Below are 24,687 nucleotides of genomic sequence, written 5' to 3' on the forward strand. Positions count from 1 at the left end.
GACTTGATGCCCAACAGTTATACATACATCTTACAAAAAAATTCCCCAAGAGACTCAAACTGCAAATCTCCTACGACAACCTTGAATACAACAGACAATACAATGATGAAAACGGCATACGCATTGCCAATGCCCCTCTCATCAATAGCTACAATATAAAATTTAATGATGACATCTTTTCTGTCATTTTGGAAAAAAAGTTTCAAAACGATGCCAATACTCTTTTTATAGGATCTTTTTACAAATATAAAGCTTTTACGGCCGAAGGCGACTATTATGACACCGCTTTGACATACAGACACCAAAACCAACTTTCAAACAGCCTGAATCTGGTTTCTCTCTATGCAGAAGACACCTATGCAGTCAACGATACCACGCATATTTTGGCTTCTGTGAAAGGAGATTTTTTTCGTTATCAAAAAGATGTAAAATCGCAGAATGAATACCTTGCAAAAATCGGTTTTGTCAAAGCCGCAGGAAGGGCCCGATTTAAATTTTCATACAGTAAAACATACATTCCCCTTGCTTTTTATCAACTCTACAATCCCCAAAATATTCCATACAGGGCAAATCCTCAACTTAATGCGCCAAAAATGGATCTCTTTACAACAGGAGTCTATTATCAGGATCACTCCAAAAAGCATAAATTCTCCCTAGAATTTGTTCATGCCACGCTCAAAGATACACTTGTTTATGATCCGAGCACGGTATATGGCTGGGTAAACAGCAAGGAGGACATATACAAAGAGCTCCTGGAAATGGGTTACAGATATAAGTTTGATCTTGACAATAAAATTGTATGCAATATTGACTTTGGGCGAAACAGTAAAGATACAAACTTTTCACCTGCTTTTGAAACAACAATCCGTGCTTACAACAGGTACAAAAAATTTGATTTTTACAATGAACTGATTTATCGGAGTTCTTATACACTTTACAATATATATACAAAAGCCAGTCTTGACTTTACCTCTGCTGTAAAATACAACTACTCAAACGATTTTTCTGTAGGCCTCCGGGGTGAAAACATATTAAACCGCGGCTTTGCTTTGCCATACAGAGGGGTATCCTACGCGATTCCTGTGACTGACCAGAAATTTTTTCTGAATATGGAGTATACTTTCTAATATGAAAAAATACCTTTTGCTTTTCCTGTTTTTAACAGAACTTTTATCAGCTTCGCAAATTGAATATGAATTGAAGATATATCAGACAATTTTTCAGGCGCTTTTTCCGGGCAAAAATGTTGTACATGTATGGAGTGACTCACAGACAACAAACAGAATTTTTACAAAAACAAGAGATATACAACTGGTCACAGCACCTGCGTAGGCAGATATATTACTGTTAGGTACAGGTGAAAATGCCAGCAACCTGAATGGTTTGAAATTTGCCACAAACTATAAAACATTCAAAAAATACAAAAAGAGTCTTATCGGTGGTTTTTATTGGCAAAAAGGGCGTCCGAACATTATTTTTATAAAACGGAATTTGGAAAAATATCATATAACGCTTCCAAAATCAATGTCTGAATATATTGAGGACTATTGATGAAAAATTTAGCAAAAATATATTTTTTTATTTTTATTTTAATCGCTGTTGGTATCGGATATCTCTATTTTTCGCTGCAGCATACGACACAAAAATTATCTGCAAATGTCAACAGACTCTTTATACAGCAGGCAAACGAATTTGCAAAAAACATATCCCGTGAGATAACACAGCAGCTGCCGCAAGATGAAAATTTTTTTGATGCACTTTTTGAGGGAGAGTATCTCAGAGAAGAGTTGGAACGGGAAATAAGCCTGATTGCAACAGATACTTACAAATATGTTTTTGTGCTCTACAGAGATGAATCGGGAACCTACAGATATCTCCTCGACGGCAGCAAAAAGGACAAAGGCGAATTTGGAGAGAAACTGCATGTAAACAAAGAGATATGGGATCAGGTCTGGAAAAATGCCCGCAGTCATGTTTTTTATCACAAACAAGTGGAAACTCTTTGGGTTACCTATCTTTATCCTGTTGTAATAGACGGAAAAACGCAAGCGATCATTGCCATAGATTTTTCAAACAATATAGAAAAACAGATACATGAAGCACTGTTACCGCTGAAGACAATCCTTTTTTCAATTTTTGCCGCTATTTTTCTCATGTTTATTGTCATACTGCTGCAACTCTATTTTACTTATAAAACAAAAAAAGAAAATCTTACAGATCCGCTTACCGGAGCATACAACAGAAACTATTTACGGGAATTTTTAAACAATGTACAGATAGAAAACTATAAAATACTGATGGTGGATATAGATCACTTTAAGCAGGTCAATGATACATACGGGCACCAGACAGGGGATAAAATACTTCAGGAAGTCTCCAAAATTATAAAAAATACAATCCGCGATGAAGACAGGCTCATCCGTTTCGGCGGTGAAGAATTTATCATATTTATCAAGAAAAGCAGAGGTCTGGCTTCTGAATGCAAGGTTGCAAAGAGAATCAGAGAAAATATTGCTGCTACAAATTTTCATTATAACAACCAGGATCTTCGCATCACTGTTTCCATAGGCGTTACATGTAGACCGCAAACATTTAAAACGGTAAGTGATGCCATCAAACATGCAGACGAAATGCTCTATGTCGCCAAAAGAGACGGGCGCAACCAAGTTGTATTAGATGCTGTAAATAGGCAAAAAGAAGCAGGAAAACAGAAACTCCTTCCGGTGTATGAGGTACAAGAAGCAATAGAAGAGGGAAGAGTTGTTTGCTATTATCAACCTATTTTCCATATAAAAAGCAGAAAAATTCATAAATACGAAGCACTTGTGAGAATTCAAAACAGAGACGGCAGTATTACTCCCCCGATGGAATTTTTGCCGGTTGTCATGCATACAAACATATACAATTTACTGACAAAAACTATCTTAGGCATTGTTTTTGAAAAAATCAAAGAGAACAGAGTTTCTATAAGTATCAATCTAAACTTTTCGGATATTATTGACAAAAATATATTTTCACTGATTCTCAATGAATTGGAACAAAACAAAGAATATGCCCACTGGCTTATTATAGAGTTACTGGAGTATGAACCACTCGATAATTCAAGTGAAATATTTATAAAAAACCTGCAAAGCATTAAAGCCTGCGGTGTAAAAATAGCTATAGATGATTTTGGAAGCGGATTTGCCAACTATACACTGTTTCAGTCACTGCCGATAGACATTGTCAAAATAGATGCCTCTATTATCAAAAATATAGATACACCAAACATCTCTAAATCAATTACAGAGTCTATTCTCACTCTGACAAACGCACTCAACATTGAAACTGTGGCTGAATTTGTCCATTCGCTAAGTGTTTTAAAAACCCTTGAAGATATGAATATTGATTATGCGCAGGGATATTATCTGGGCAAGCCCGAAGCGACAATCAGTATTTTATAAATTTTCAGTTCAAATTAAAATTTTTTCTCCCCCGATATAAAAAAGATGTGATGATTGTGATATAATTATTACATGAATAAAATATTAGATTTTTTTATCCTGGAAAAAGAGAGTGATTTTTGTAACAGACGTTCTGTTGTTATAAAATTTGCCTTGATTGCCACTATTGTTCTCTTTTCACTTTTTGCCTGTATCAACCTTCTCATTGGGCAGTACTGGGCAGCGATTATAGACTCCGTCTCTGCCGTAGTCAGCATACTCTCTTATATTTATATGCAAAAAACGGGCAATATTCTTCTGTCTGTCCGTATAGTGACTTTCAATGTTGTTGTCTTTTTTCTTGTTTTTGCATATATTTCACAGGCCTCTCATTTCTCTTTAATCTGGACTATTTTTGTTCCTGTTTTTGCCATTATCAGTAACGGCAAAAAAGCTGGGTTGTATTTTTCACTCCTGTTTTACACCTTTCTTTTTGCTCTTGCCTACCATTACATCAATGTATGGAATGGAGGAGAGTGGCACTTTACAGACTGGGTACGACTGGTCCTTGCTTCCACAATTCTCACACTTTGTATGTATATTTATGAAGCCCTTTTGGATGCGGCACAACAGGACTTACAGCTTGCAAGAGCCAAAGAGCGCCAAAGAAGCGAAGATCTGCATCAGCAGTCTGTTACCGATCAGCTCACCGGTTTGTACAACAGAAGATATTATGACAATATGATCAACAAACTCTCTTTTTTGGCAAAACGCCAGGATCTTTATATCACTTTTTTTATTTTGGATATTGATTATTTTAAATACTATAATGATTATTACGGGCATATAAAAGGTGATGAAACACTCATACAGGTAGCAAATGTACTCCGAGAACACATACAAAGAGGCGATGATTTTGTTTTCAGGCTCGGAGGGGAAGAGTTTGCGGGTATCATTCTTTCAAACGAAAAAGAAAAAACACATCAGTGGGTATCTCAACTCACTGCAATTATAGAAAATCTGAAAATAGAGCACAAAGCCTCTGAAATATCAGATTTTTTGACTGTAAGTATAGGAATCGCCACCCTTGAGCATCTTGATGGTGAAAAAAATATTGATTTACTCTATAAATATGCCGACAAGGCTCTGTATGCCGCCAAATACAGCGGCCGCAACAGAAGCCTGGTCAGTCAGGATTCGTAAAGTCTATTTGATTTTTTCCAGTATGGCATCTACTGTAAAACCAAATTTCTCAAACAGTTCTTTTGCCGGTGCTGATGCGCCAAAAGTATCCATGCCGATGACTTCATCCGCCAAACGGTACCACTCCAGTCCGCGCGCCGCTTCAATGGCTACTTTTTTTGTATCTGGAAGAATAATTTCATCAATATAGTCCTGATCCTGTTCTATAAACAAATCATAGCACGGAACAGAAACAACATTGACAAAAAGACCTTTTTCATTCAGTGCCTCTTTTGTTTTGAGTGCCAGTTCCACTTCGCTTCCTGAAGCAATAAGCGTCAGCGAAGCATTTTCATCACTTGCCAGCAGATACCCTCCGCGGCTTATTTCACCTTTTACCGGAGCAGGGACAATAGCGAGACCCTGGCGGGAACATACAAAAGCAGACGGAGATTTTTTCATTGTCAGTGCTGTTTTCCATGCTGCAACATTTTCAGCACCGTCAGCCGGACGCCACACATAAAAGTTCGGCAGGGCACGGAACTGTGAAAGATGCTCGATCGGTTCATGTGTCGGGCCGTCTTCTCCAACACCGATACTGTCATGCGTCCATACAAAGAACTGCTGAATGCCTGTCAGTGCCGCAATCCTTGCAGCAGGCTTGAGGTAGTCCGAAAATACAAAGAACGTTGAAGTAAACGGCATGAGCGGACCATACAATGCCATTGCATTGGCAATAGCCGCCATCGCATGCTCTCGAATACCAAAATAGATATTTTTTCCTTTTGGAAAAACACCCATATCATTCAAATATGTTTTGTTTGAAGGACTTAAATCCGCCGAACCGCCGATAAAACCGGGAATCGCTTTGGCTATGGCATTGAGAATTTTTCCGTTTGTATTTCTTGTTGCATCGGCTTTTTCAAAAACCGGCCATTGTATTCTTGAAAAGTCATGATTCAGGAGTGCCTCAAGTGCTTCATTCTGTTCCATTAAAGGAGCAGTTTTAAGCGAATGTATCCACTCGCGTTCTGCCAGATCACCCGCTTCAACGGCACATCGAAAACGTACCATCACATCCTCAGGCACAAAGAATTTCTTCTCCGGATCAAATCCTGCACCTCTTTTGGCATCTGCAATCACATCTTCACCAAGCGGTGCCCCGTGAGCATGATGAGAACCTTCAAGAGGACCTGCTCCCTTGGCTATAATAGTATTTGCAATGATAAGGACCGGTCTGTCTGCTTTTTTTGCCTGAGCAATTGTTGCGTCTATCTCATCATAGTCATGCCCGTTACACTCAAGTACTTCCCAGCACTGCGATTCAAAACGTGCTCGGATATCTTCACTGATACTTAAGTCAGTATTACCCTCAATAGTTATACGGTTTGAGTCATAAATAAGAATAAGATTGTCGAGTTTGTTGTGTCCGGCAAGAGAGCATGCCTCATAAGAGATACCCTCTTCCAGGTCACCGTCTCCGCACAGACAGTAGACAGTGTGATCAATCAGTTTCGCTGTATCCGAATTCACCTGTGCACCGACATATTTTGATGCCATAGAAAAACCTACCGCATTGGCGATTCCCTGCCCCAGCGGACCGGTTGTGATTTCTATGCCTTCAGTGTGTCCGTATTCAGGATGTCCCGGTGTTTTTGAATCAAGCTGACGAAACTGCTTTAAATCATCAAGCGTCAAGCCATATCCCCAAAGATAATAGAGGGAGTAGATAAGCCCTGTTGCATGCCCGCCTGAAAAGACAAGTCTGTCACGGTTCAGCCATGAAGGATTTTTAGGGTTATGCTTGAGATGTTCACTCAAAACCACTGCAATATCGGCCAGTCCCATTGGTGCGCCCGGATGACCCGAATTTGCCTTTTGTACCATATCTGCTGCTAAAAATCTTATCGTATTCGCCATCTTTTGACGCATTGCATTTTCATTCATTTTTATTCCTTGTGCCTGTTTATGTATTTTGTTAATAAAGGTGACAACTCGCCTGACAAGCTCTCATCAAAATTACACATTTCACTGTTGAGCTCATCTGCCAAAGCATCTGCCTCTCTTACTGCCGTTTGCAGTCCAAGTATCGTTACGAAACTGTTTTTCTCTTCATCATTGTTTGTCAGCTTTCCTGCTTCGTCTGAACTTTGTGTGACATCCAAAATATCATCCTGAATTTGAAACAGCAATCCGAGTTTAATCCCAAAATCATACAACTTTTCTGCCATATCATCACGCCCGACAATAATCGCGCCCATCTTCAAAGAGGCGGCAATGAGTTTTGCTGTTTTGTTGGTATGCAAAATCTTAATCTCTTCTATCTTCAAAGGCTTGTTTTCAAAATAACAGTCTATAGCCTGTCCCAGCACCATGCCGCCCAGTCCTCCGTTGCTTGCAAGCTCACGAATCAGTTTTACCCGTATTTCATCAGAAAAAGGAGCATTGGACAAAAACTCGAAGGCATAGGTGTTTAAAGCATCCCCTGCCAATATTGCCGTTACTTCATCGAAGCTTACATGTAAAGTCGGATGTCCGCGACGCAGTGGAGAATTATCCATAGCCGGCAGATCATCATGAATAAGCGAATAAGTATGTAAAAATTCTATAGCCAGGGCTGCATGGTTTGCAGATTCAAGCATGAGAGGGTTGTACGCTTTGACAACACCCAGCAGCAATGCAGGACGAAATCTTTTTCCGCCTGCTTTGAGCATATCTTGCAAAGCACGCTCATATGTAGGATGAATACTTTGTGATGTCGGTAAGTTGTCTAATAAAAATTGTTCGAAGTTTTGCATGTGAAATTGTATTGTTTTTCTACTTAATCTTTACAAAAAACTGAAAGTTATTGCGTTCAAATAACAAAGAAGAGCAGTCTTTAAAGTTTTCTATATATTTTCGCAGTTCTTCCTGGTTCTTTACAGTGATGCCGTTCACCTGTATGAGTCTGTCTCCACTCTTGAGTCCATAGTTTTTAAAGGCTTTTTTTAACCGGCTTACATGTAAACCCTCATCAAAATAGATCCCTTTTTGTTCCAAGAAGGTATCACTCAAAAAACCACCGCCGTATCTTTGCCTGCTCTGCACTTCAAAAGTCAGCAACTTTCCTCCACGCTTTATCTGCACCGTGTGTTTAGCTCCCAAAGAACCGAAAAGAACTTTTCTCATAAATGATGCGGCATTTTTCACTTTTTTGTTGTCGTAATACAGTATGCAGTCACCTTTTTTAAAAGGATTGTCCGGCATATAGGGATCACTTGCAATGACGACTACTGATCTGTTTGCATCATTTACACGAACACCGATATCAGCATAACGGACCTTTTCTGTTTTGAGAAAATACTGCAGATACTCTTTTTCTATCACCCCTTTTTTACTGACAACAGCTTCCAAAGAGCAGCAGCTGCTGCTGATGATAGCCGGCAAAGAAAGTTTTTGACTGTATTTTCCAAAAAAGTCGAGTCCTACCTGATGTACCAGCATACTTCCTTCTTTGGCTTCCTCGGCATTGACTATAGCAGTTCCAAGCTGTAAACGCATATTCAGATCATACGGATAGGCAAAAGAGGTTTTCTCTTCGATAAGATACAGAGACAAAAAGGGGTCATGTTTTAAAATTTTTGATTGGGGTTTTTGTCGGGAAAAGACAATACGGTGATTTTTTTCGACAGGAATAAAAAGTGCCCTGTCATGTATGATTTTTGCATCTTTTGCTTTTTTGACACAAAAATCATACCCGCCTTTACAGGCATAAACATTGAAAAAGAATAAATGCAGTATGAGAAACAGGCGAAGCACCTATTTGAGCCCGCCAAACATACTCAAAGCACTGTTTTGTTGATTTTGTTGTACCATTTTATTTGCATCATTGATGGCGCCTATAAGTAAAATTTGCAGGGAGTCTTTGTCGCTTAAGAGCTCTTCATCAATATTAAGATCAATGACTTCGCCGTTGCCGTTGAAGGTGAGTTCAATCATCCCTCCACCGCTTTTGACACTAAAAGTTTTATTTGCCAGCTCTTCTTGAAGTTTTGCAGCATTTTCCTGCATTCCTTCAAGGAGTTTGCCCATATCGCCAAGATTACCAAACACTATGACATCTCACATTCATCATTAAATCTCATCGTGAATAGCGTCGATGTTATTGTCATCATCCAAAATAACAACTTTTGGTTTGTAGCTTTCAAGTTCTTTTTCGTCATAAGTACCGTAGGCTACAATGATAACCTTGTCGCCTTTGTGTACTTTTCTTGCTGCTGCACCATTTAAGCAAATGTCACGTTTTCCTCTTTCGCCTAGAATGATGTAAGTAGAAAATCGCTCACCATTGTTAATATTAAGGATCTCTACCTTTTGTCCGACTCTCATCTTGGCAGCTTCTAAAAGTTCTTCATCTATGGTAATCGAACCAACATAGTTCAAATTAGCATCAGTTACAGTGGCACGGTGTATTTTGCTGTACAACATTTCCATTAACATGACTGTTTTCCTACATTCCCATCTGTTTTTTTGCATCAGCAGGAGATATAGGCTCATCCCACATTTCAGAATCAATTACATATTCTTCAACAACTTTTCCGCCGATTATATGTTCTTCTATAATACGGTCAATTTTTTCCTTGTTTAGGCCTACATACATAGTATGTCCCGGCTCTACTAACATAACAGGACCTGCCGAACAACGGTTAAGACATGAAGTGCGCACGATTGGTGCTGTCATCATAATCCCTTCTTTCATCAGTTTTTGGGCCGTGTATTGAAACAGGTCCTGCGTCTCTGGTGTAACACATGATGGTTTTGGCATACCCGGAGGAGCAGACTGCTCACACTTGAAGATATAAAATGCCGGTTGTGGAATTCCCATTGAAATAATCCTTAATTTTTTCGCAATTATATCGAAAATTTGCATCTGTTTTCTAATAAAGTGAAATAAGTTTAGATTTTTAAGCTATTTTCTACTATTTTCACTCTAAATTTAAAAGTTCTTTTACAACTTCTCTGTCATCAAAAGGAAATTTTTCATCATAAATAATTTGGTCTGTTTCATCGCCTTTTCCGAGAATAACAACAACGTCATCTTCTCCTTGCAACGCAAGTGCCATCTGTATTGCTTTTTTTCTGTTAAGCTCAACCATAATATTTGATTTTTCCTGTATACCTTCTAAAATATCCTCTACAATTGTCTGCGGATCTTCATAACGCGGATTGTCACTCGTAACAATGACCTTTTTGGCAAGACTTGCAGCTACCCTGCCCATAAGCGGTCGTTTTTTTCTGTCTCTGTCACCGCCTGCTCCAAAAACGACAATCAGTTCTTTTTCTTTCAAAGCATTGAGTACCTGAGCCATACCGTCAGGTGTGTGTGCAAAATCCACTATGACATTCGGAGCAGCACAGACCTGTTCCATTCTTCCGCTCACCCCTGCAAAATTATCCACCACATCTGCAATCTCTTCAAGACTTTTGTCTGTTATGAGATGCGTTGCCGATATGGCAGCCATCAAATTATACAGATTAAAAAAACCGTGAAGTGAAGCGGTAAAAGGGACAATCTCTTGAAAATGCTGGATAATACCACTTGAGCCGTCATTGAGAGAATATGCCATAAGTCTGTATGTTGCAGGATTTTCTATACCGTATGTGTAGGCATTTTTAAAATTAAATGCAGCTTTGGATTCATCTTTATTTATAAGTTTTTTGCTCTCATCCTGAAAAAAACTGTTTTTTACATGTATATATTCTTCTAAAGTTTTATGATAGTCCAGATGATCCTGAGTGATATTTGTCAAAATTTTCAGCGCAAAACTGAGGCCTTCAATACGTTTTTGCACGATTGCATGGGAACTGACTTCCATTACAAAATACTCACATCCCGCACTCACTGCCTGGTAAATATGCCGGTAGGTATTGAGTACGGATGGGGTGGTAAGCGTTTTTCCCTCACATGCCTCATCATTCATAAACAACCCGCGGGTTCCCTGCATTGCAGCCTTGTAGCCAAGATCGAGTAAAAATGAATAGATTGCACTCGCCGTTGTAGTTTTGCCGTTTGTACCGGTAATACCGATTATTTTAATCTGGTCAACACCAAAGAACTCTGCAATGTCTTCGATTCTGACAATAGAGTGGGCATTATTCCTCTTTGCATCTTCTATATAGCCGCTGTTTTGGTGCGTCAGAACAAACGCCGTCTCGGCATCACACTCTTTTGAGTTTTCAGTGATATATTTATACGCTTGATTTGGCAGTTCAATTTTCAATATTTTTGCCCTGTGCCAGTTTTTTTAACAGTTTTCGCAAGAGTTTGTCACCGGGATATACACTCAGAGCATTTTCAAGATAGGTTAATGCCATTTGTGCAAAATCATGTTCTATCAGTTTGTCTAAAAAATCTAAAAAATCTTCTTTGTTTGTTATAATTACTCGGGTAGAAAACATAATATTTTCAAAGGTTTCTACAAAATCTCCGCCTTCATCCAAAATTTTTTGAAAATCACTGTAGAGAATCCCCTCTTCAAACTCCAATCTGTTACGCAAAGGTTCGGCAAATACTTCACTGAGTTTTTCCAGGGTACCGTCCATGCTTTCAAGTATTTCACTCATAATAGCATCAGCTTCTTCTTTGTCTTCTTCTCTTAATATTTCATAATAATCAAACAGTGCTTCGGCACCCTCTTCTCCGCTCATAGCCATTTCCGAAAGTATAACCCCGTTAAAAGCCTCTTTTGAATCCGGATCGTTTTGCAAAACCTGTGCAAATTTATCTAAGGCATTTTTATATTCCGCCCGCGAAAAATTCTCTTTTGCCTGTGATAATATTTTATATTTACTTATTGTTCCCATATGCTTCTTTTATAAATTATCTATATCGTTTTCCATGCCCATCGGGACATTAACAACAGTTATTTCAGGATGGATATCCATTCTCAACTGTCTCTCGACACCGTACTTTAATGTACTTCCACTGCTCGCACACCCTATGCATGCACCTTTTAGCTGTACATAGACACTTCCGTTTTTCACGGTAATAAAATCTATGTCTCCCCCGTCAAGCGCCAAAGAGGGGCGCACCTTGTCTATAACACGCCGAACCGGTTCCAATAATTCTTCATCTGTAAATGGAATCATACTTATCCTTTTTATATTATTGCCATCCCAAAGCAAACTTAAGCATACCAGCGATTAAAAGAATATGCAATTGCGAGGCACAAATTCGCAGGAGCTACTAGTAGCTTCAAGGATTTGTAACGAAGTCAAGTGTATGTTCTTTTAATCGTCCTTTGGATAACACATAAAGAGGCAACCTGCAAAGCATCTATTCCTCAACTCTACTAGTAGAGCCTTCAGAATAGCTACTTCACATCTTACCTCTTGATGAGTTACTGGTATGCTTAAGTTTGCTTTGGGATGGCAATATAACTCTTCTATTATCATAAAATATGACAAAATCGCTTAACAAGTCATAAAATTATTATTTAACTCATCTTTTAAAGCCATAACCTCTTGTACGTAAGAGGGCTTTCGCATACCGACGAGTATATAATCAATTGCATCCTGTTTATATAAAAATTCCAAAGCACACACCTGGATTTTTTTATGACACCCCTGAAATTCTTCTTTGAGTTCACTTCTCACACGTTTTGAACACTCGTATGCAACCATTGTTCTGTACTCTTGTAAAAAAAGATCTACAAATCTGAGTAATTCATCCAAAGAATCCGGTTCTAAATTCTTCAATGCTTCTCTTATGTGAGGAATAATCTGTGAATGCAAAAAAGTGTCATACTCACCAATCCATCCGAACCTGTGCTTATTTTCATCCATTTGTTCAATCAAATTATACAACGGTTTGAGTAAATCATTGTCACAGGCCTGAAGCAATTCATTCAGATAGGTATAGTATTCCCTGCTTTCATCATAATCGGCCAGTCTGTGCATCAGTTTGTTTTTTTGTGCATTTAACGGACGGTTGGCAAGGACTCTCAGCCCATTTTTTTTCGCCCAGGCCGCACATTTGAGACCTTCTTTTTCAACTTTGTTTATTGGCAGTTGCACTGTGGTAAAACTGTGTTGTCTGTTTCCCGCTTCATCTGCGGCATTTTGGGCAAGTGTCAGTAAACTTTCATAGGGCAAAAACTCCAAATCGTCCTCTGCCTTTGCAAAGCTGTTGGAACTGATACCGTAGGAGCTGATACGTCCCTCTTTGACCTCTTCTTCCAAGCCCACAAATGCTTCATAGATTCTTTGGTACATTTCATCCAAAACTTCATCTCTGTTTTTGCCCTTATTGAGAGCATCAAGCAAAAAATACTCAGGATTGTGAATTAAATAACAATCAAGTTTACTCATTTGCAGTCTTTGGAGTGAAGCATCAAGCTGTTTTTTTAGAAACGATTTTGCAATTGAGTGGTAACAGTGTTCACTGAACTCTACAACATCTTCAAAAGGCATTTCTTTGTGTGCGAGCAAATTTGAACCCTGGATATATCCGCATTTGCTTACAATTTTAATTTTATCTCTGATTTCATCAGGAACACTGCGCAGCACTTTGCCGATTGCTCTTTCGGCACCGCCGTCTGTATAGTTTGTAGAGGTGTCAATCAGTTCTATCCCGGCGTATACAGCCTCTTTCAATGCTTCTATATGCAAAGGATTCTCATCTGTGACTCTGTAAGTTCCGAATGCGAAAGTACTCATAATGCGTCCTGTATTGTAAAGTATTTTAGAATTCGTAAATTCTCTCTGTCTAATGGGGAAAGTTTAAAAAGAAGTTACAATAACAGACACAGGGTCTGGTATTGTAAATATAGTAACTATACTAATTCGATAAATGCCATTGGTGTAGCATCACCACGACGAATACGAGTTCTCACTATTCTAGTATATCCACCTGTACGATCAACATACTTCGGTGCGAGTTCATTTACTAAAGTTTTCGTTGCTTCTTTGTTTTGAAGCGCAGCAAATACTGCTCTGTGTGCATTTGAGTCATTTTTACCAGCAGTTGTGATAAGTTTCTCAATATAAGAGCGCAGCTCTTTTGCTTTTACAGCAGTTGTTTCTATTTTACCATGTTCTATTAACGAAATACTAAGGTTCGCTAAAAGTGCTTTACGGTGTGCACTTGTACGACCTAGCTTACGATATCCATGACGGTGTCTCATATCTCATTCCTCTATTGTGCCTGTACGGCTTCTATTTTCTTTTTTAGTGCAGTAACTACATCATCAGCTAAATCAGCACCAACTTCAAAACCAAACTCTTGAACTTTTTCTACGATTTCATCGTAAGATTTTTTTCCAAGATTTTTCACATTTTTCAAATCGTTTGTACTCATAAGTACAATCTCACCAATAAGTTTAATGTTTGAGCGATCAAGACAATTAAAGCTACGCGCACTTAATCCTAAACTGTCAATGTTTGTTGTTAGTTTTTTCAAATCAGGTGACTCTTCAACTCTTTCAATGGTAGCAGGCGCTTTAATACTGATTTCTGAATTAAATACAGCCAACTGTGCATACATTACTTCCAAAGAGTTTCTAAATGCATCGATTGGTGAAATTTGTCCATCAGTTCTGATATTCATAATAACTCTTTCAAAGTTAGGGTTATCTTCTACCAGTACATTGTCAATTTTATATGTAGCACTTCTTACCGGAGTAAAATATGCATCCAATGCGATATATTCATCATCATCAACTTCCGCAGCAGTATCTTCACTCGCAACATAGCCGATACCCTGTGCAATTTTAAGCGTAAAATTCAGTGTAGAATCTTCATTTAAAGTTGCAAGCGGAGCATCCGGTGTTACCACCTCTACTTCATCATTGCTGAGATCGCCGCCTTTAATGGTACACGGTCCCGCAAAGCTGTAGTTAATCTCAGCTTCTGTTGCATCATTGTTCAGTTTGAAGCGTATCTCTTTCAAATTTAAAATAAAATCTGAAATATCTTCAAGCATACCGCGAACCGAGTCAAACTCATGTTTGGCACCTTCGATTTTAATTGCGATTGGTGCATAACCAACCGAACTGCTTAATAAAAAACGGCGAAGTGGATGAGCCAACGATATAGCGTACCCTACTTCAAAAGGGTATGCCATAATGTTTGCTTCATTGTCACTTATTTGTTCTACCTCAAACTCTTGTGGAGCAAGTGGAGTAGTTTTAATTTTTTTCATATCTTTTACGCCTTTTGTATTAAATTATTATTTCGAGTAAAGTTCAACGATTAAACGTTCTTCAACTGGAATAACAACTTCTTCACGCTCCGGAAGACGAGTAAAGATACCATACACTTTTTCAGCATCAATGTCTACCCAAGGAGCAAGACCAGTTTGGTTTGTAAGCTCAATAGCACGAACAATCTGATTGTTCTTTTTGCTCGCTTCTTTTACTTCAATCTTTTGTCCCGGTTTAACACGGTAAGAAGGAATATCAAGTTTTTTGCCATCTACCAAAATATGACCGTGTGTTACAAGTTGACGTGCAAATCTACGAGTAGATGCGAATCCCATTCTGTACACAACATTGTCTAATCTCTGCTCGATTAATGTAATAAGGTTTGTACCTGTATTTCCATCACGACGCTTAGCTTCAACGAATAAAGCACGGAATTGCTTTTCAGAAATACCATACATAAATTTCGCTTTTTGCTTTTCATTAAGCTGTAAACCATACTCAGAAACTTTTTTACGACGCTGACCATGTTGGCCTGGACCGTAAGGACGCTTCTCTAAAGCAGATTTTCCTGCCAAACGACGCTCACCTTTTAGGTTAAGGCTTACTCCGAATCTTCTCTCGATTTTTTCTACTGGACCTCTATATCTTGCCATCAGTAATCTCCTTAAACTCTACGACGCTTAGGCGCGCGACAACCGTTGTGTGGTAATGGTGTAACATCTTTCATAAATGTAACACGGATTCCTTCGATAGCTCCGACAGCTTTTACTGCAGTTTCACGACCAGAACCGGGACCTTGAACTTTAATACCAAGCTCTTTTATACCATGTACCTGTGCTTTTGCAACTGCATCTTCAACAGCAGCCTGTGCAGCAAACGGAGTTGATTTTTTAGAACCTTTAAATCCTAAAGAACCGGCAGAACTCCAAGCAATCATATTACCCATTTCATCTGTAATAGTCACAAGAGTATTATTAAATGATGCCGCAATATGAATGATACCACGTGATATATTCTTTTTTATTACTTTTTTTCTAACAGCTTTTCTTTTTGCCATACTATAATTCCTTACGCTGCGCCGACAGTTTTACGTTTACCCTTACGAGTACGCGCATTTGTCTTAGTTTTTTGACCACGGCATGGAAGACCACGACGGTGACGAAGCCCTCTGTATGAACCTAAATCCATAAGTGCTTTAATATCCATAGCAACTTTTTTACGCAAATCACCCTCAACCATATGGTTTTCACGGATCTCTTTTGTTATAGCTGCTACATCTTCTTCGTTTAATTCGAAAACTCTTTTATTGTAGTCAATTCCTGTCGCGTCTAATATTTGACGGGCAGTATGAAGACCAATTCCATAGACGTATGTTAATGCATACTCTATTCTTTTTTTCTTAGGTAAATCAACACCAGCAATACGAGCCATGATTATCCTTGTCTCTGTTTATGTTTAGGGTTCTTGCAGATTACTCTTACAATACCTCTTCTTTTGATAACTTTACAGTCATCACACATCTTCTTTACTGAAGCACGTACTTTCATTGAAAGTCTCCTGTGGTAACATCTTTACTGCCTTTAGGCAAGCGCATAACACTTGTAATAACGTTGCTTGCCAATACTTTTATCTACATGTAATCATATAGATAGAAATACTCTTTGCTTTGTTAAAACAGTAAAGTGGATGGGAATTATATCCAAAACAATGTAAAAGTATTATTAAGAGCATAGGAAGTGACACAAAAGTGACAAATTTTATTAGTGATTTTTAACGCCGGTTTTTATAAACTGTCGATATCACTTAAGAAGGAAAACATAAGAAGGAAAACAACAGATGGTAGAGTATATTTTAAAGCGAGACGGTTCCTACAAACAATTTTTCTCTTATAAAATAGAAGATGCCATCAAAAAAGCCTTTTTAAGTGAAAATGTAGATTTTGACGAAGCGGTATACATCAAAGTCATTCAAAGACTTGAAGCTAAACGGATTGTTGCTGTTGAAGATATACAGGACATTATAGAAAAAGAGCTGTACAAAGCAAAATATTTTGATGTTATGCGCTCTTTTATACTCTACAGACATCTTCATAAACTTCAAAGAGAAAAAGCCATTGAAGATGATACTACCTATATCCATTCGACACAGACTATAGAAGAGTATATCAGCGGAAGTGACTGGAGAATAAAAGCAAACTCAAATACAGGCTACTCCAGCGCCGGTCTTGTAAACAATACAGCAGGCAAAGTGATTGCCAACTACTGGCTTGACAAAATTTACTCAAAAGAAGAGGGGTATGCACATAGAAACGGGGACTATCACATACACGATTTGGACTGTTTGACCGGATACTGTGCCGGCTGGAGTCTGAGGGTTCTTCTGGATGAAGGATTTAACGGAGTAAGGGGAAGAGTTGAGAGTGATGCACCAAAGCATTTCAGAGAAGCTCTCGGACAAATGGCGAACTTTTTGGGAATTTTGCAAAGTGAATGGGCCGGCGCCCAGGCCTTTTCATCTTTTGACACCTATCTGGCGCCTTATCTTTTTAAAGATCAACTTTCATACAAGGAGGTAAAAAAAAGTATTCGCAGTTTCATATACAACCTAAACGTACCCGCTCGATGGGGACAATCACCTTTTACAAATATTACTATAGACTGGAACGTTCCTGATGATTTGAAGGATCAGATTCCAACATGTAAGCAGGAGCATCTTTTTAAAAATATTTCAGATACCGGGTTAAGATTCAAAGCACTGCAGAGGGGTGTTTCATCCCTCACAGAGATGACCTATAAACATTTTCAAAAAGAGATGCACATCATCAACAAAGCTTACTATGAGGTTATGACAGAGGGAGACAAAACCGGTCAGCCTTTTACATTTCCTATACCTACCGTCAATATTACAGAAGATTTTGACTGGTACGGTGAAAATACGGATTTGCTGTTTGAAAACACCGCTAAGATTGGCTCCTCCTACTTCCAAAATTTCATAGGGAGCCAATACAAACGGGACAAAAACGGGGAAATCATCGCAAACGAAGAGGCCTACAAACCCGGACATGTCAGAAGTATGTGCTGCAGACTACAGCTTGATTTAAGAGAATTGCTTAAACGAGGCGGTGGTCTTTTCGGCAGTGCGGAAATGACGGGCAGCATAGGGGTTGTCACTATTAATATGGCAAGGCTGGGCTTTTTGCACAAAGGCAATATGGAATCTCTGCTTGAACGCCTTGACGAACTGATGGAGTATGCAAAGTCTACACTGGAGAAAAAACGTGTTTTTATTCAAGAGATGTACGACAGAGGACTTTTCCCTTATACAAAAAGATATCTGCCCGGGTTTAGAAACCACTTTTCTACCATCGGGGTCAATGGGATGAATGAAATGATTTTGAATTTTACCGGAGGAGCCTATGACATCAGTTCCACACAGGGCATTGACTTTGCCACTGAGATATTAGACCACATAAGAAAAAGAATGGTCGAGTTTCAGGAGGAAACAGGCAATCTTTACAACCTTGAAGCCACACCGGCGGAGGGAACAACCTACCGGTTTGCCAAAGAGGACAAAAAAAGATACGGTGACAAAATCATACAGGCCGGTATGGATGAAAACATCTACTATACCAACTCTTCACAGATTCCTGTAGGTCTGACAGATGACCCTTTTGAAGCACTCACTCTGCAGGATGAACTGCAGACAAAATACACCGGTGGCACTGTTTTGCACCTTTACATGCAGGAGCGTCTCAGCTCAACCGAAGCCTGCCGCAGACTGGTCAAAAATGTCATCACAAATTTCAGACTGCCTTACATTACGGTAACACCGCTCTTTTCAGTTTGTCCAAAACACGGCTATCTCTCAGGAGAACACGAATACTGCCCAAAATGTGACGAAGCACTGATACAAGAATATGAAAACAACAAAAAGGAAGCATCATGATAAATAAAAATAAAATCTTAGAAGAACTTAAAGAACAGAGACAAAAATGTATAGTATACACACGAGTCATGGGATATCATCGTCCTGTTGAAAGCTTCAACCTAGGAAAAACCGGTGAACACAGACAACGCAAACAGTTCAAAGAGTAAAAAATGCATTTATGATATCACAAAGTTTACCCATCTGGACTACCCTGATCATCTAGCCTGCATCATATGGTTCAGCGGGTGCAATATGCGCTGTGATTTTTGCTACAACAAAGAGATAGTCTTTGCAAAAGAAGGCAGTTACAGTATGGAAGATGTGCTGAAGTTTTTGCGAACAAGAGTCTCTTTGCTTGATGCTGTCGTTCTCTCAGGCGGAGAAGCCTCTTCCTATGCCCTCACTGACTTTTGCAAGGCAATCAAAAAGCTCGGATTTTTAATCAAACTTGATACCAACGGCACAAACCCTTTACATGTAAAGGAACTCCTTGGTCTGGACCTGCTTGATTATGTCGCGCTGGATTATAAAGCCCCCCAATATAAATTCACATCTGTAACACACTCCGGCAAATTTCATGAATTCAGCCAAACACTTAACCTGCTTATCCGCAGTGGTATTGATTTTGAAGTACGCACCACACTCCATAGCGATTTGCTCAATGTAGATGACATCAACTGCATTCTGTCAGATTTAAAAGAAAGAGGCTATAAGAATACCTATTATATTCAGGAGTTTATCGAAGCAAAAAGTACTGTAGGCGGACTGCAAAAACCTTCAAAACCTTTCAACAAATCCCTCTTAAGAAGTAATTTTCCTGTTATTTGGAGATAAATTCCTTTTTCTTGACGTAAATCAATTTTTTACTGCCGTTTATAAGTTATCATTCTGTGAAATTTAAATCAGACAAAATTTGTCTTATTTAAAAAAACTGAGTATTTGTATACTCTTCACAAGGAAATATCATGACAAAAGTTATACTGACATTTACATTGGCAATGGTTGCACTACAGGCACAGGACACAGTACACTACGACAAAAAAGAAGTGAAAAAACCGGCTATTGCAAGACCATACCATCCGGGTCAGAATTAATCCGAGGCTATTGATTAAACGCTATCTGATAGCCAAGTCCTTTTACATTTATAAGGAACTCTTTGGAGGTTTTTTCTCTAAAGCGCCTTATAAATGTTCTCAATCTTTCATCACTTACATCTTCCTTCCAAATCATGTTTTTGATTGTTGCATACTCCAAAATACCTCGGTTCTCCTCATAATTTTTGACTAACGCCTGCAAAAACAGAAGTTCCTTTTTTGAAAGTGCGATATATCTGTTGTTTTTGTATAGACTGTTGGTGGTTTTATTAAATACAAATCCGTCCAAAAAATTTAAAAGCTTTTTACCAATGCTTGCTTCGAGTGAGAGAATATACTCTAAAACCTCATCCGGATCAAAAGGTTTTATAAAATACTTAACGACTCCGGTATCTATTGCACCCAACAATTTTTCAACATCACTAAAAGCACTCAGTATTATAATTTTACTTTGTGGATTTATACGTTTGATCTCCTGAGCCATCTCCAGTCCGCTTTTGTTTGGCATCATAATATCGGTAATCACAATGTCCGGAAAAACCTTCTTGTATATATGTAAGCCCTCATCTCCGTCTTTTGCCAGTAAAAAACTGTGAAAATGGTCTCCGATAGCATTTTTCAGCAACAGTGAAAGTTTTTCTTCATCTTCAACAAATAAAACTTTCAGACTTTTTAAAAATTTATTTCTCATTATCTTTTCTCTCTGTTTTGCAGCGGAATTTTTATACTGAAAGTTGTAGAACCGTTTTTGGATTTTACATCTATGGAACCGTTCAAGCCCTGTTCACAAATCATTCTCGACATAAACAGCCCAAGTCCTGTACCCGAAGAGGAGTGCTTTGTCGTAAAATAGGGTTCAAAGATTTTATAAATCTCTTTTTCTTTGATACCGCCGGCATTGTCACTAAACTCTATAAGTGCAAAATCTTTTTCTTTTTTTACACGTATATGTATCTCTTTTATCAAAACAGACGACTGTAAAAAAGCATCTTTTGAATTTTGGATAAGATTGATAATCACCTGTGTCAACTCATTTGAAATGCCTAAAATTTCCACATCTTCAAACTCGGTATGCACACTGATCATCTCTTTGATTATAATTTTTTCTAAAATGTTTAATGATTCATTGATACTGTCTGCTATTTTGAAATAGTTTTTCTGCTTTGTCGGTTTAAAAAAGTTGGTAAAATCATCAATCGTCGTCGACATATTCTGTATAATTGCCTTGCTCTCATCATACAGACTCTGCACTTCCTCTTCTTCGTTGTTAAGCGCTGCTTTTTTTAAACTAAAGAGTGTCAGACTGAGTTCTGTGAGCGGTTGTCTCCACTGATGGGCTATGTTTGCAAGCATCTCGCCCAGACTTGCAAGCCGTGACTGCCAAAACATCACTTTTTGCTTTTGTTCATTTTTGGCTATCTCTTCTTGCACCCGAAGCTCAAGCGTTTCATTGAGTTCTTTAAGCTCCTGTGTCTTCTCCTGCACCCTTTTTTCAAGATTTTCATTGAGTTCCTGCAGCTCTTTTTCTTTTTGTTCCAGACTCTTTTTGTAAAACACCTCTTTTGTAACATCATAACGAATCGCCACAAACTCTTCAATGTTGTTTTGTTTGTCAAGGATGGGAATGACGGTGGTATTGACATAAAAAGTTCTTCCGTCTTTTGCTCTGTTTTTTACGGTGGCCTTATATGTTTTTTTTGCCTTGATTGTCTCCCACAATTTCTTAAACACGGAGGTTGCGACATCAGGATGTCTGACAATATTGTGGTTTTTCCCGAGCAGTTCCTCTTTTGAATAGCCCGAAATTTTGCAAAACTCCTCATTGACAAAGGTAATGATGCCGTTGACATCCGTTTTTGAGATAATATTGCTTTTTTCAATCGCTTCTTTATACTGTTCTAACATAGTTTAATTTTAGCCAAACTAATCCCAAAGTACACTTACGCCATACTCTTCATTCAAAATTATATTTTTTGTATAGTAAATCTTTTTGCCGTATTTTTTACTGAGCAGTTCCACTTCGAGTTCCCCCTCACTTAAAAGTTCTCTGACCTCCTTGTAACCCAGCCATTTACCGTATTTTGCCAAAGAGTTCTGCCAGATTCTGAAGCTGCATGTAGATTCCGGCGTCACTTCAAACATCTCTCCGTCTTCTGTCTGCCAGTGGGCGTTTGAACAGGCATAGAGTTTTACTTTTTTTCCTCGCACCTCTTTGTCACGTACCTCAATCTCCCCATCCTCGCAATATGGGCATTTTCCTAAAATCATTACTTACCTCCCGGCTTTTGTGCTATGATTATAAAACATCTTTACAACTGCTCTGCAATTTATTGCAATTTGACATATATAAAAAGGATCAGACAATGCAAAACAAATTTATGGATGCGATGAACTTTCGCCATGCCTGTAAAATATTTGATGAAACCAAAAAGATAAGTGATGAAGATATGCACTTTATTCTTGAATGTGGCAGAAAATCACCCTCCTCTTTCGGTATGGAAGCCTGGAAATTTTTGGTCATTACAAACGAAGACCTCAAAGCCGAGCTGAGACCGGCATGCTGGAACCAGGTACAAATCACTTCCTGTTCGCATCTCGTTGTTATTCTTGCCGGAATAGAGAGTCTCAAACCGGAGTCAGGAGAAGTCAAAAAAAGATTTTCAAGGCGTAATATGCCGCAGGAATCACTTGATATGTATATGGACCTCTATGCCAAACATTTGGAAAAAACACTTAGCAGCGATGAAAATATTTACTGCTGGAGTGCAAGACAGACCTATATAGCTGCTGCCAACATGATGACCGGTGCTGCCTATACAGGAATAGATTCCTGTCCTATAGAAGGGTTTGAAAAAGAAAAAGTCGAAGATATTTTAGGTCTTGATACTAAAAAATTTCAAGTCGCAATGGTGCTTCCTTTTGGCTACAGACTCAATCCGCAACCAAAACAGATCAGACTGCCGTTCGACGAAGTGGTGGAGTTTATACTCTGAGTGTGGCAGTCAACCGTTTAGGATAAATGAAAAGTTCGAGTGCTTCGGTGACAGACTTGCAGACTATATCCGAAGCGAGCAGACTTTTTGTGCTGCAGCCCTCATCACCAAGTACACAAATGCCTATGTGCGCTTTTTGCAGCATTTTCATATCGTTGTTTCCGTTACCCACAGCCGCACACTCACTTGCATTTAATGCAATAATATATGCCTCTTTTTCCAAAGTATGGTTTGCACTCTCCAATACCTTTACATGTAAAGCATACTCTTTTAGCTCATTTTTGACACTGCCAAAGGTATCTGCCGTGATTACATGTAAAGTATATTCTTTGGCCAGAAGCGGCAGCAGTCTCTTTGCCTCTTCCAGTAAAATACCGTCTTTTGCAAGCGTACCGTTATAATCCAAAATAATATGTTTTATATTTCTCTGCATTTTTTTCCTTCCTGTTTTGTATAGTTTTCAAGTCTAAAGCCCGCACTGAAGTACGGGTTCCGAGAAAATCACTTAACTTTGAAATATCGTCTTTTACTACAGTACTGTTATAATCAAGAACAAATTGTTTTGTGTAATTTTCAAGCCTAAAGTCGGCACTAAAGTACCGATTCCGAGAAATAGTACAGTTTTTCACAACCCGTATTTCAGTGTCAATGCCATTAAGTTAAGCATCTTTTTCGGAACCGGTACTTCAGTGGCTTTATTTTTTTGAAGACTAAAGCCTGGGTTCCAGGAAAATCTCAGTTTTTGTCTTAACTTAATGGCATTGATGCTTCAATACAGATTCCGGCATACTTCTTAATCTCTCTTTTAGTCAAAGAAGACTAGTATATGAAAAAATATTTAGGACATTATACATTATGAAAGGTATAAAACTCACACAATACAGTCACGGGGCGGGTTGCGGCTGTAAAATTTCTCCAAAACTGCTTGATACTATTTTAACAACTACGAGAGAAACGATTGCTTACCCTGATTTGCTTGTCGGCAATTCTTCAAAAGATGATGCCGCGGCTTTTGATTTGGGCAACGGGACGTCTGTTTTAAGCACGACTGACTTTTTTATGCCCATAGTCGATGACCCGTTTACTTTTGGGCGCATAGCTGCCACCAATGCCATTAGCGATATTTACGCTATGGGCGGTAAACCGCTTATGGCCATTTCCATTTTTGGCTGGCCGATTGACAAGCTTGATGCGGATGTGGCACGCGAAGTTATTGACGGCGGCCGCTCAGTCTGTGAAGAAGCAGGTATTCCACTGGCAGGCGGGCACAGTATAGATTCTCCCGAACCTATATTTGGACTTGCAGTTACAGGCATAGCACAAAATAAACATCTTAAACGCAATGATACTGCCGAAATCGACTGCGAACTCTACCTCACAAAACCACTGGGGATAGGCATACTGACAACGGCACAAAAACAGGGAAAAATTGCCGAGGGTGACATAGATATTGCCGTAGAAGCCATGTGTACCCTGAACAAAATCGGTGCAGAAATTTCCGCATTAGAAGGCGTAACCGCACTTACCGATGTGACAGGTTTCGGACTGCTTGGGCACTTAAGCGAAATATGTGAGGGAAGCAGTATCAGCGCTGTTGTAGAATTTGACAAAGTACCGACACTCAAAAATGTCAAAAAGTATCTGAAGATGGGCTGTGTTCCGGGAGGCACACGCAGAAACTTTGAGAGTTACGGAAATAAAATTTCTCCGATGTCCCAAGAACAGCAGGACATTTTATGTGACGCACAAACCTCTGGCGGACTGCTGTGTGTGGTGAAAAAAGATACAAAAGAAGCCTTTTTGGCACTTACAAAAAATGCAGGGCTTTGCCTGGAACCAATCGGATTTACATGTAAAGCAAGCAAATATCTTGTAAAGGTAGTCTGAC

32 protein-coding genes are annotated in these 24,687 nt (G+C 38.9%); 11 read left to right on the top strand and 21 right to left on the bottom strand.

Annotated elements, in window-relative coordinates; genetic code table 11:
* Nucleotides 1-17: 17 nt before the first annotated feature.
* A complete protein-coding gene (locus tag ETP70_RS10890) occupies nt 18-206 on the bottom strand; it encodes a hypothetical protein (RefSeq protein ID WP_151901205.1) in 189 nt (62 codons plus the stop codon).
* On the opposite strand from ETP70_RS10890, the gene ETP70_RS10895 reads away from it, so the two are divergent.
* From ETP70_RS10895 to ETP70_RS10910, 5 genes are all read left to right on the top strand, one after another.
* Nucleotides 189-1,127: a TonB-dependent receptor gene (locus ETP70_RS10895; protein ID WP_151901206.1), complete on the top strand. Its 939-nt coding sequence runs from the start codon at nt 189-191 to the stop codon at nt 1,125-1,127. The two genes, ETP70_RS10890 and ETP70_RS10895, sit on opposite strands and share 18 nt — an antisense overlap.
* Nucleotide 1,128: 1 nt before the next feature.
* Nucleotides 1,129-1,332: a hypothetical protein gene (locus tag ETP70_RS10900; protein WP_151901207.1), complete on the top strand. Its 204-nt coding sequence runs from the start codon at nt 1,129-1,131 to the stop codon at nt 1,330-1,332.
* Between the two features lie 51 nt (nt 1,333-1,383).
* Nucleotides 1,384-1,551: a hypothetical protein gene (locus ETP70_RS12450; protein WP_188109990.1), complete on the top strand. Its 168-nt coding sequence runs from the start codon at nt 1,384-1,386 to the stop codon at nt 1,549-1,551.
* Nucleotides 1,551-3,443 carry a putative bifunctional diguanylate cyclase/phosphodiesterase gene (locus ETP70_RS10905; protein WP_151901208.1) on the top strand — a complete coding sequence of 631 codons (1,893 nt, stop codon included), beginning with the start codon at nt 1,551-1,553 and terminating at the stop codon, nt 3,441-3,443. The genes ETP70_RS12450 and ETP70_RS10905 overlap by 1 nt, the downstream gene beginning before the upstream one ends.
* A gap of 72 nt (nt 3,444-3,515) precedes the next feature.
* The gene (locus ETP70_RS10910) at nt 3,516-4,625 is read left to right on the top strand and encodes a GGDEF domain-containing protein (protein WP_151901209.1); all 1,110 of its coding nucleotides are present in this window, start codon (nt 3,516-3,518) and stop codon (nt 4,623-4,625) included.
* 3 nt (nt 4,626-4,628) lie between these two features.
* Here the strand turns inward: ETP70_RS10910 and tkt are convergent, their stop codons facing one another.
* The 16 genes from tkt to rpmJ form a co-directional block, all read right to left on the bottom strand.
* On the bottom strand, nt 4,629-6,551 hold the full coding sequence (gene tkt, locus ETP70_RS10915) for a transketolase (protein ID WP_230973271.1): 1,923 nt from the start codon (nt 6,549-6,551) through the stop codon (nt 4,629-4,631).
* Nucleotides 6,552-6,553: 2 nt separating this feature from the next.
* The gene (locus ETP70_RS10920) at nt 6,554-7,402 is read right to left on the bottom strand and encodes a polyprenyl synthetase family protein (protein ID WP_151901211.1); all 849 of its coding nucleotides are present in this window, start codon (nt 7,400-7,402) and stop codon (nt 6,554-6,556) included.
* A gap of 19 nt (nt 7,403-7,421) precedes the next feature.
* Nucleotides 7,422-8,402, bottom strand: a complete 981-nt coding sequence (locus ETP70_RS10925) for a DUF7488 domain-containing protein (protein ID WP_151901212.1) — start codon at nt 8,400-8,402, stop codon at nt 7,422-7,424.
* Nucleotides 8,403-8,675: a YbaB/EbfC family nucleoid-associated protein gene (locus ETP70_RS10930; RefSeq protein WP_151901558.1), complete on the bottom strand. Its 273-nt coding sequence runs from the start codon at nt 8,673-8,675 to the stop codon at nt 8,403-8,405.
* A gap of 42 nt (nt 8,676-8,717) precedes the next feature.
* Nucleotides 8,718-9,083, bottom strand: coding sequence for an aspartate 1-decarboxylase (panD, locus tag ETP70_RS10935; RefSeq protein WP_151901213.1), 366 nt, complete (start codon nt 9,081-9,083; stop codon nt 8,718-8,720).
* Between the two features lie 10 nt (nt 9,084-9,093).
* Nucleotides 9,094-9,468, bottom strand: coding sequence for a (2Fe-2S) ferredoxin domain-containing protein (locus ETP70_RS10940; RefSeq protein ID WP_151901214.1), 375 nt, complete (start codon nt 9,466-9,468; stop codon nt 9,094-9,096).
* Nucleotides 9,469-9,568: 100 nt separating this feature from the next.
* The gene (locus ETP70_RS10945; protein ID WP_151901215.1) at nt 9,569-10,864 is read right to left on the bottom strand and encodes a UDP-N-acetylmuramoyl-L-alanyl-D-glutamate--2,6-diaminopimelate ligase; all 1,296 of its coding nucleotides are present in this window, start codon (nt 10,862-10,864) and stop codon (nt 9,569-9,571) included.
* Entirely contained in the window at nt 10,854-11,447 is a 594-nt protein-coding gene (locus ETP70_RS10950; protein WP_151901216.1) for a hypothetical protein, read from the bottom strand. The genes ETP70_RS10945 and ETP70_RS10950 overlap by 11 nt, the downstream gene beginning before the upstream one ends.
* A 9-nt stretch (nt 11,448-11,456) precedes the next feature.
* Nucleotides 11,457-11,732, bottom strand: a complete 276-nt coding sequence (locus ETP70_RS10955; RefSeq protein WP_151901217.1) for a NifU family protein — start codon at nt 11,730-11,732, stop codon at nt 11,457-11,459.
* A 324-nt stretch (nt 11,733-12,056) separates the two neighbouring features.
* Nucleotides 12,057-13,301, bottom strand: coding sequence for an aldo/keto reductase (locus ETP70_RS10960; RefSeq protein WP_151901218.1), 1,245 nt, complete (start codon nt 13,299-13,301; stop codon nt 12,057-12,059).
* Between the two features lie 116 nt (nt 13,302-13,417).
* The gene (gene rplQ, locus ETP70_RS10965) at nt 13,418-13,768 is read right to left on the bottom strand and encodes a 50S ribosomal protein L17 (RefSeq protein ID WP_151901219.1); all 351 of its coding nucleotides are present in this window, start codon (nt 13,766-13,768) and stop codon (nt 13,418-13,420) included.
* 11 nt (nt 13,769-13,779) lie between these two features.
* Complete coding sequence (locus ETP70_RS10970; protein ID WP_151901220.1) at nt 13,780-14,784, bottom strand: DNA-directed RNA polymerase subunit alpha; 1,005 nt, start codon at nt 14,782-14,784, stop codon at nt 13,780-13,782.
* A gap of 27 nt (nt 14,785-14,811) precedes the next feature.
* Nucleotides 14,812-15,438: a 30S ribosomal protein S4 gene (gene rpsD, locus ETP70_RS10975; protein ID WP_151901221.1), complete on the bottom strand. Its 627-nt coding sequence runs from the start codon at nt 15,436-15,438 to the stop codon at nt 14,812-14,814.
* An 11-nt stretch (nt 15,439-15,449) separates the two neighbouring features.
* The gene (rpsK, locus tag ETP70_RS10980) at nt 15,450-15,842 is read right to left on the bottom strand and encodes a 30S ribosomal protein S11 (RefSeq protein WP_151901222.1); all 393 of its coding nucleotides are present in this window, start codon (nt 15,840-15,842) and stop codon (nt 15,450-15,452) included.
* 11 nt (nt 15,843-15,853) lie between these two features.
* Nucleotides 15,854-16,216 (bottom strand): 30S ribosomal protein S13, encoded by a 363-nt coding sequence (gene rpsM, locus ETP70_RS10985; protein WP_151901223.1) that lies wholly within the window; start codon nt 16,214-16,216, stop codon nt 15,854-15,856.
* A gap of 2 nt (nt 16,217-16,218) precedes the next feature.
* The gene (gene rpmJ / locus ETP70_RS10990) at nt 16,219-16,332 is read right to left on the bottom strand and encodes a 50S ribosomal protein L36 (protein WP_041675103.1); all 114 of its coding nucleotides are present in this window, start codon (nt 16,330-16,332) and stop codon (nt 16,219-16,221) included.
* A 289-nt stretch (nt 16,333-16,621) separates the two neighbouring features.
* On the opposite strand from rpmJ, the gene ETP70_RS10995 reads away from it, so the two are divergent.
* The 4 genes from ETP70_RS10995 to ETP70_RS12705 all read left to right on the top strand — a co-directional run bounded on the left by ETP70_RS10995 (nt 16,622) and on the right by ETP70_RS12705 (nt 19,806).
* Nucleotides 16,622-18,730, top strand: a complete 2,109-nt coding sequence (locus ETP70_RS10995) for a ribonucleoside triphosphate reductase (protein ID WP_151901224.1) — start codon at nt 16,622-16,624, stop codon at nt 18,728-18,730.
* Nucleotides 18,730-18,879 carry an anaerobic ribonucleoside-triphosphate reductase gene (gene nrdD / locus ETP70_RS12700; RefSeq protein WP_151901559.1) on the top strand — a complete coding sequence of 50 codons (150 nt, stop codon included), beginning with the start codon at nt 18,730-18,732 and terminating at the stop codon, nt 18,877-18,879. The genes ETP70_RS10995 and nrdD overlap by 1 nt, the downstream gene beginning before the upstream one ends.
* Nucleotides 18,845-19,546, top strand: coding sequence for an anaerobic ribonucleoside-triphosphate reductase activating protein (locus ETP70_RS11005; RefSeq protein ID WP_151901225.1), 702 nt, complete (start codon nt 18,845-18,847; stop codon nt 19,544-19,546). Before nrdD ends, ETP70_RS11005 begins: the two co-directional genes overlap by 35 nt.
* Before the next feature lie 131 nt (nt 19,547-19,677).
* Nucleotides 19,678-19,806, top strand: coding sequence for a hypothetical protein (locus tag ETP70_RS12705; RefSeq protein ID WP_255613235.1), 129 nt, complete (start codon nt 19,678-19,680; stop codon nt 19,804-19,806).
* A 7-nt stretch (nt 19,807-19,813) separates the two neighbouring features.
* Here the strand turns inward: ETP70_RS12705 and ETP70_RS11010 are convergent, their stop codons facing one another.
* Genes ETP70_RS11010 through ETP70_RS11020 form a run of 3 tightly spaced genes read right to left on the bottom strand, consistent with a single transcriptional unit; the run spans nt 19,814 to nt 22,074 of the window.
* Nucleotides 19,814-20,497 carry a response regulator transcription factor gene (locus tag ETP70_RS11010; protein WP_151901226.1) on the bottom strand — a complete coding sequence of 228 codons (684 nt, stop codon included), beginning with the start codon at nt 20,495-20,497 and terminating at the stop codon, nt 19,814-19,816.
* Entirely contained in the window at nt 20,497-21,711 is a 1,215-nt protein-coding gene (locus ETP70_RS11015) for a PAS domain-containing sensor histidine kinase (protein ID WP_151901227.1), read from the bottom strand. The genes ETP70_RS11010 and ETP70_RS11015 overlap by 1 nt, the downstream gene beginning before the upstream one ends.
* Nucleotides 21,712-21,729: 18 nt before the next feature.
* A complete protein-coding gene (locus ETP70_RS11020; protein WP_151901228.1) occupies nt 21,730-22,074 on the bottom strand; it encodes a hypothetical protein in 345 nt (114 codons plus the stop codon).
* A 95-nt stretch (nt 22,075-22,169) separates the two neighbouring features.
* Here ETP70_RS11020 and ETP70_RS11025 point away from each other — a divergent pair, with 95 nt between their 5' ends.
* Entirely contained in the window at nt 22,170-22,799 is a 630-nt protein-coding gene (locus tag ETP70_RS11025; RefSeq protein ID WP_151901229.1) for an NAD(P)H-dependent oxidoreductase, read from the top strand.
* Here ETP70_RS11025 and ETP70_RS11030 read toward each other — a convergent pair.
* Nucleotides 22,789-23,232 carry an HAD family hydrolase gene (locus tag ETP70_RS11030; RefSeq protein WP_151901230.1) on the bottom strand — a complete coding sequence of 148 codons (444 nt, stop codon included), beginning with the start codon at nt 23,230-23,232 and terminating at the stop codon, nt 22,789-22,791. The genes ETP70_RS11025 and ETP70_RS11030 overlap by 11 nt on opposite strands.
* 419 nt (nt 23,233-23,651) lie before the next feature.
* Between ETP70_RS11030 and selD the strand changes: the two genes are divergently transcribed.
* Nucleotides 23,652-24,686: a selenide, water dikinase SelD gene (gene selD / locus ETP70_RS11035; RefSeq protein ID WP_269138911.1), complete on the top strand. Its 1,035-nt coding sequence runs from the start codon at nt 23,652-23,654 to the stop codon at nt 24,684-24,686.
* Nucleotide 24,687: the final 1 nt, after the last annotated feature.

It is taken from the genome of Sulfurimonas hydrogeniphila, assembly GCF_009068765.1.
Taxonomy (GTDB): domain Bacteria; phylum Campylobacterota; class Campylobacteria; order Campylobacterales; family Sulfurimonadaceae; genus Sulfurimonas; species Sulfurimonas hydrogeniphila.

Bases quoted from the DNA above. Each gene is read 5' to 3' on its own strand.
- ETP70_RS11015 (WP_151901227.1), bottom strand. From the start codon at position 21,711: ATGTTAGAACAGTATAAAGAAGCGATTGAAAAAAGCAATATTATCTCA.
- panD (WP_151901213.1), bottom strand. From the start codon at position 9,083: ATGTTAATGGAAATGTTGTACAGCAAAATACACCGTGCCACTGTAACT.
- ETP70_RS10940 (WP_151901214.1), bottom strand. From the start codon at position 9,468: ATGGGAATTCCACAACCGGCATTTTATATCTTCAAGTGTGAGCAGTCT.
- ETP70_RS11010 (WP_151901226.1), bottom strand. From the start codon at position 20,497: ATGAGAAATAAATTTTTAAAAAGTCTGAAAGTTTTATTTGTTGAAGAT.
- ETP70_RS12705 (WP_255613235.1), top strand. From the start codon at position 19,678: ATGACAAAAGTTATACTGACATTTACATTGGCAATGGTTGCACTACAG.
- ETP70_RS10910 (WP_151901209.1), top strand. From the start codon at position 3,516: ATGAATAAAATATTAGATTTTTTTATCCTGGAAAAAGAGAGTGATTTT.
- rpmJ (WP_041675103.1), bottom strand. From the start codon at position 16,332: ATGAAAGTACGTGCTTCAGTAAAGAAGATGTGTGATGACTGTAAAGTT.
- ETP70_RS10955 (WP_151901217.1), bottom strand. From the start codon at position 11,732: ATGATTCCATTTACAGATGAAGAATTATTGGAACCGGTTCGGCGTGTT.
- rplQ (WP_151901219.1), bottom strand. From the start codon at position 13,768: ATGAGACACCGTCATGGATATCGTAAGCTAGGTCGTACAAGTGCACAC.
- ETP70_RS10960 (WP_151901218.1), bottom strand. From the start codon at position 13,301: ATGAGTACTTTCGCATTCGGAACTTACAGAGTCACAGATGAGAATCCT.
- tkt (WP_230973271.1), bottom strand. From the start codon at position 6,551: ATGAATGAAAATGCAATGCGTCAAAAGATGGCGAATACGATAAGATTT.
- ETP70_RS10920 (WP_151901211.1), bottom strand. From the start codon at position 7,402: ATGCAAAACTTCGAACAATTTTTATTAGACAACTTACCGACATCACAA.
- ETP70_RS11030 (WP_151901230.1), bottom strand. From the start codon at position 23,232: ATGCAGAGAAATATAAAACATATTATTTTGGATTATAACGGTACGCTT.
- ETP70_RS10900 (WP_151901207.1), top strand. From the start codon at position 1,129: ATGAAAAAATACCTTTTGCTTTTCCTGTTTTTAACAGAACTTTTATCA.
- ETP70_RS10905 (WP_151901208.1), top strand. From the start codon at position 1,551: ATGAAAAATTTAGCAAAAATATATTTTTTTATTTTTATTTTAATCGCT.
- rpsM (WP_151901223.1), bottom strand. From the start codon at position 16,216: ATGGCTCGTATTGCTGGTGTTGATTTACCTAAGAAAAAAAGAATAGAG.
- ETP70_RS10970 (WP_151901220.1), bottom strand. From the start codon at position 14,784: ATGAAAAAAATTAAAACTACTCCACTTGCTCCACAAGAGTTTGAGGTA.
- ETP70_RS10930 (WP_151901558.1), bottom strand. From the start codon at position 8,675: ATGGGCAAACTCCTTGAAGGAATGCAGGAAAATGCTGCAAAACTTCAA.
- rpsK (WP_151901222.1), bottom strand. From the start codon at position 15,842: ATGGCAAAAAGAAAAGCTGTTAGAAAAAAAGTAATAAAAAAGAATATA.
- ETP70_RS10950 (WP_151901216.1), bottom strand. From the start codon at position 11,447: ATGGGAACAATAAGTAAATATAAAATATTATCACAGGCAAAAGAGAAT.
- ETP70_RS11025 (WP_151901229.1), top strand. From the start codon at position 22,170: ATGCAAAACAAATTTATGGATGCGATGAACTTTCGCCATGCCTGTAAA.
- ETP70_RS10995 (WP_151901224.1), top strand. From the start codon at position 16,622: ATGGTAGAGTATATTTTAAAGCGAGACGGTTCCTACAAACAATTTTTC.
- ETP70_RS11020 (WP_151901228.1), bottom strand. From the start codon at position 22,074: ATGATTTTAGGAAAATGCCCATATTGCGAGGATGGGGAGATTGAGGTA.
- rpsD (WP_151901221.1), bottom strand. From the start codon at position 15,438: ATGGCAAGATATAGAGGTCCAGTAGAAAAAATCGAGAGAAGATTCGGA.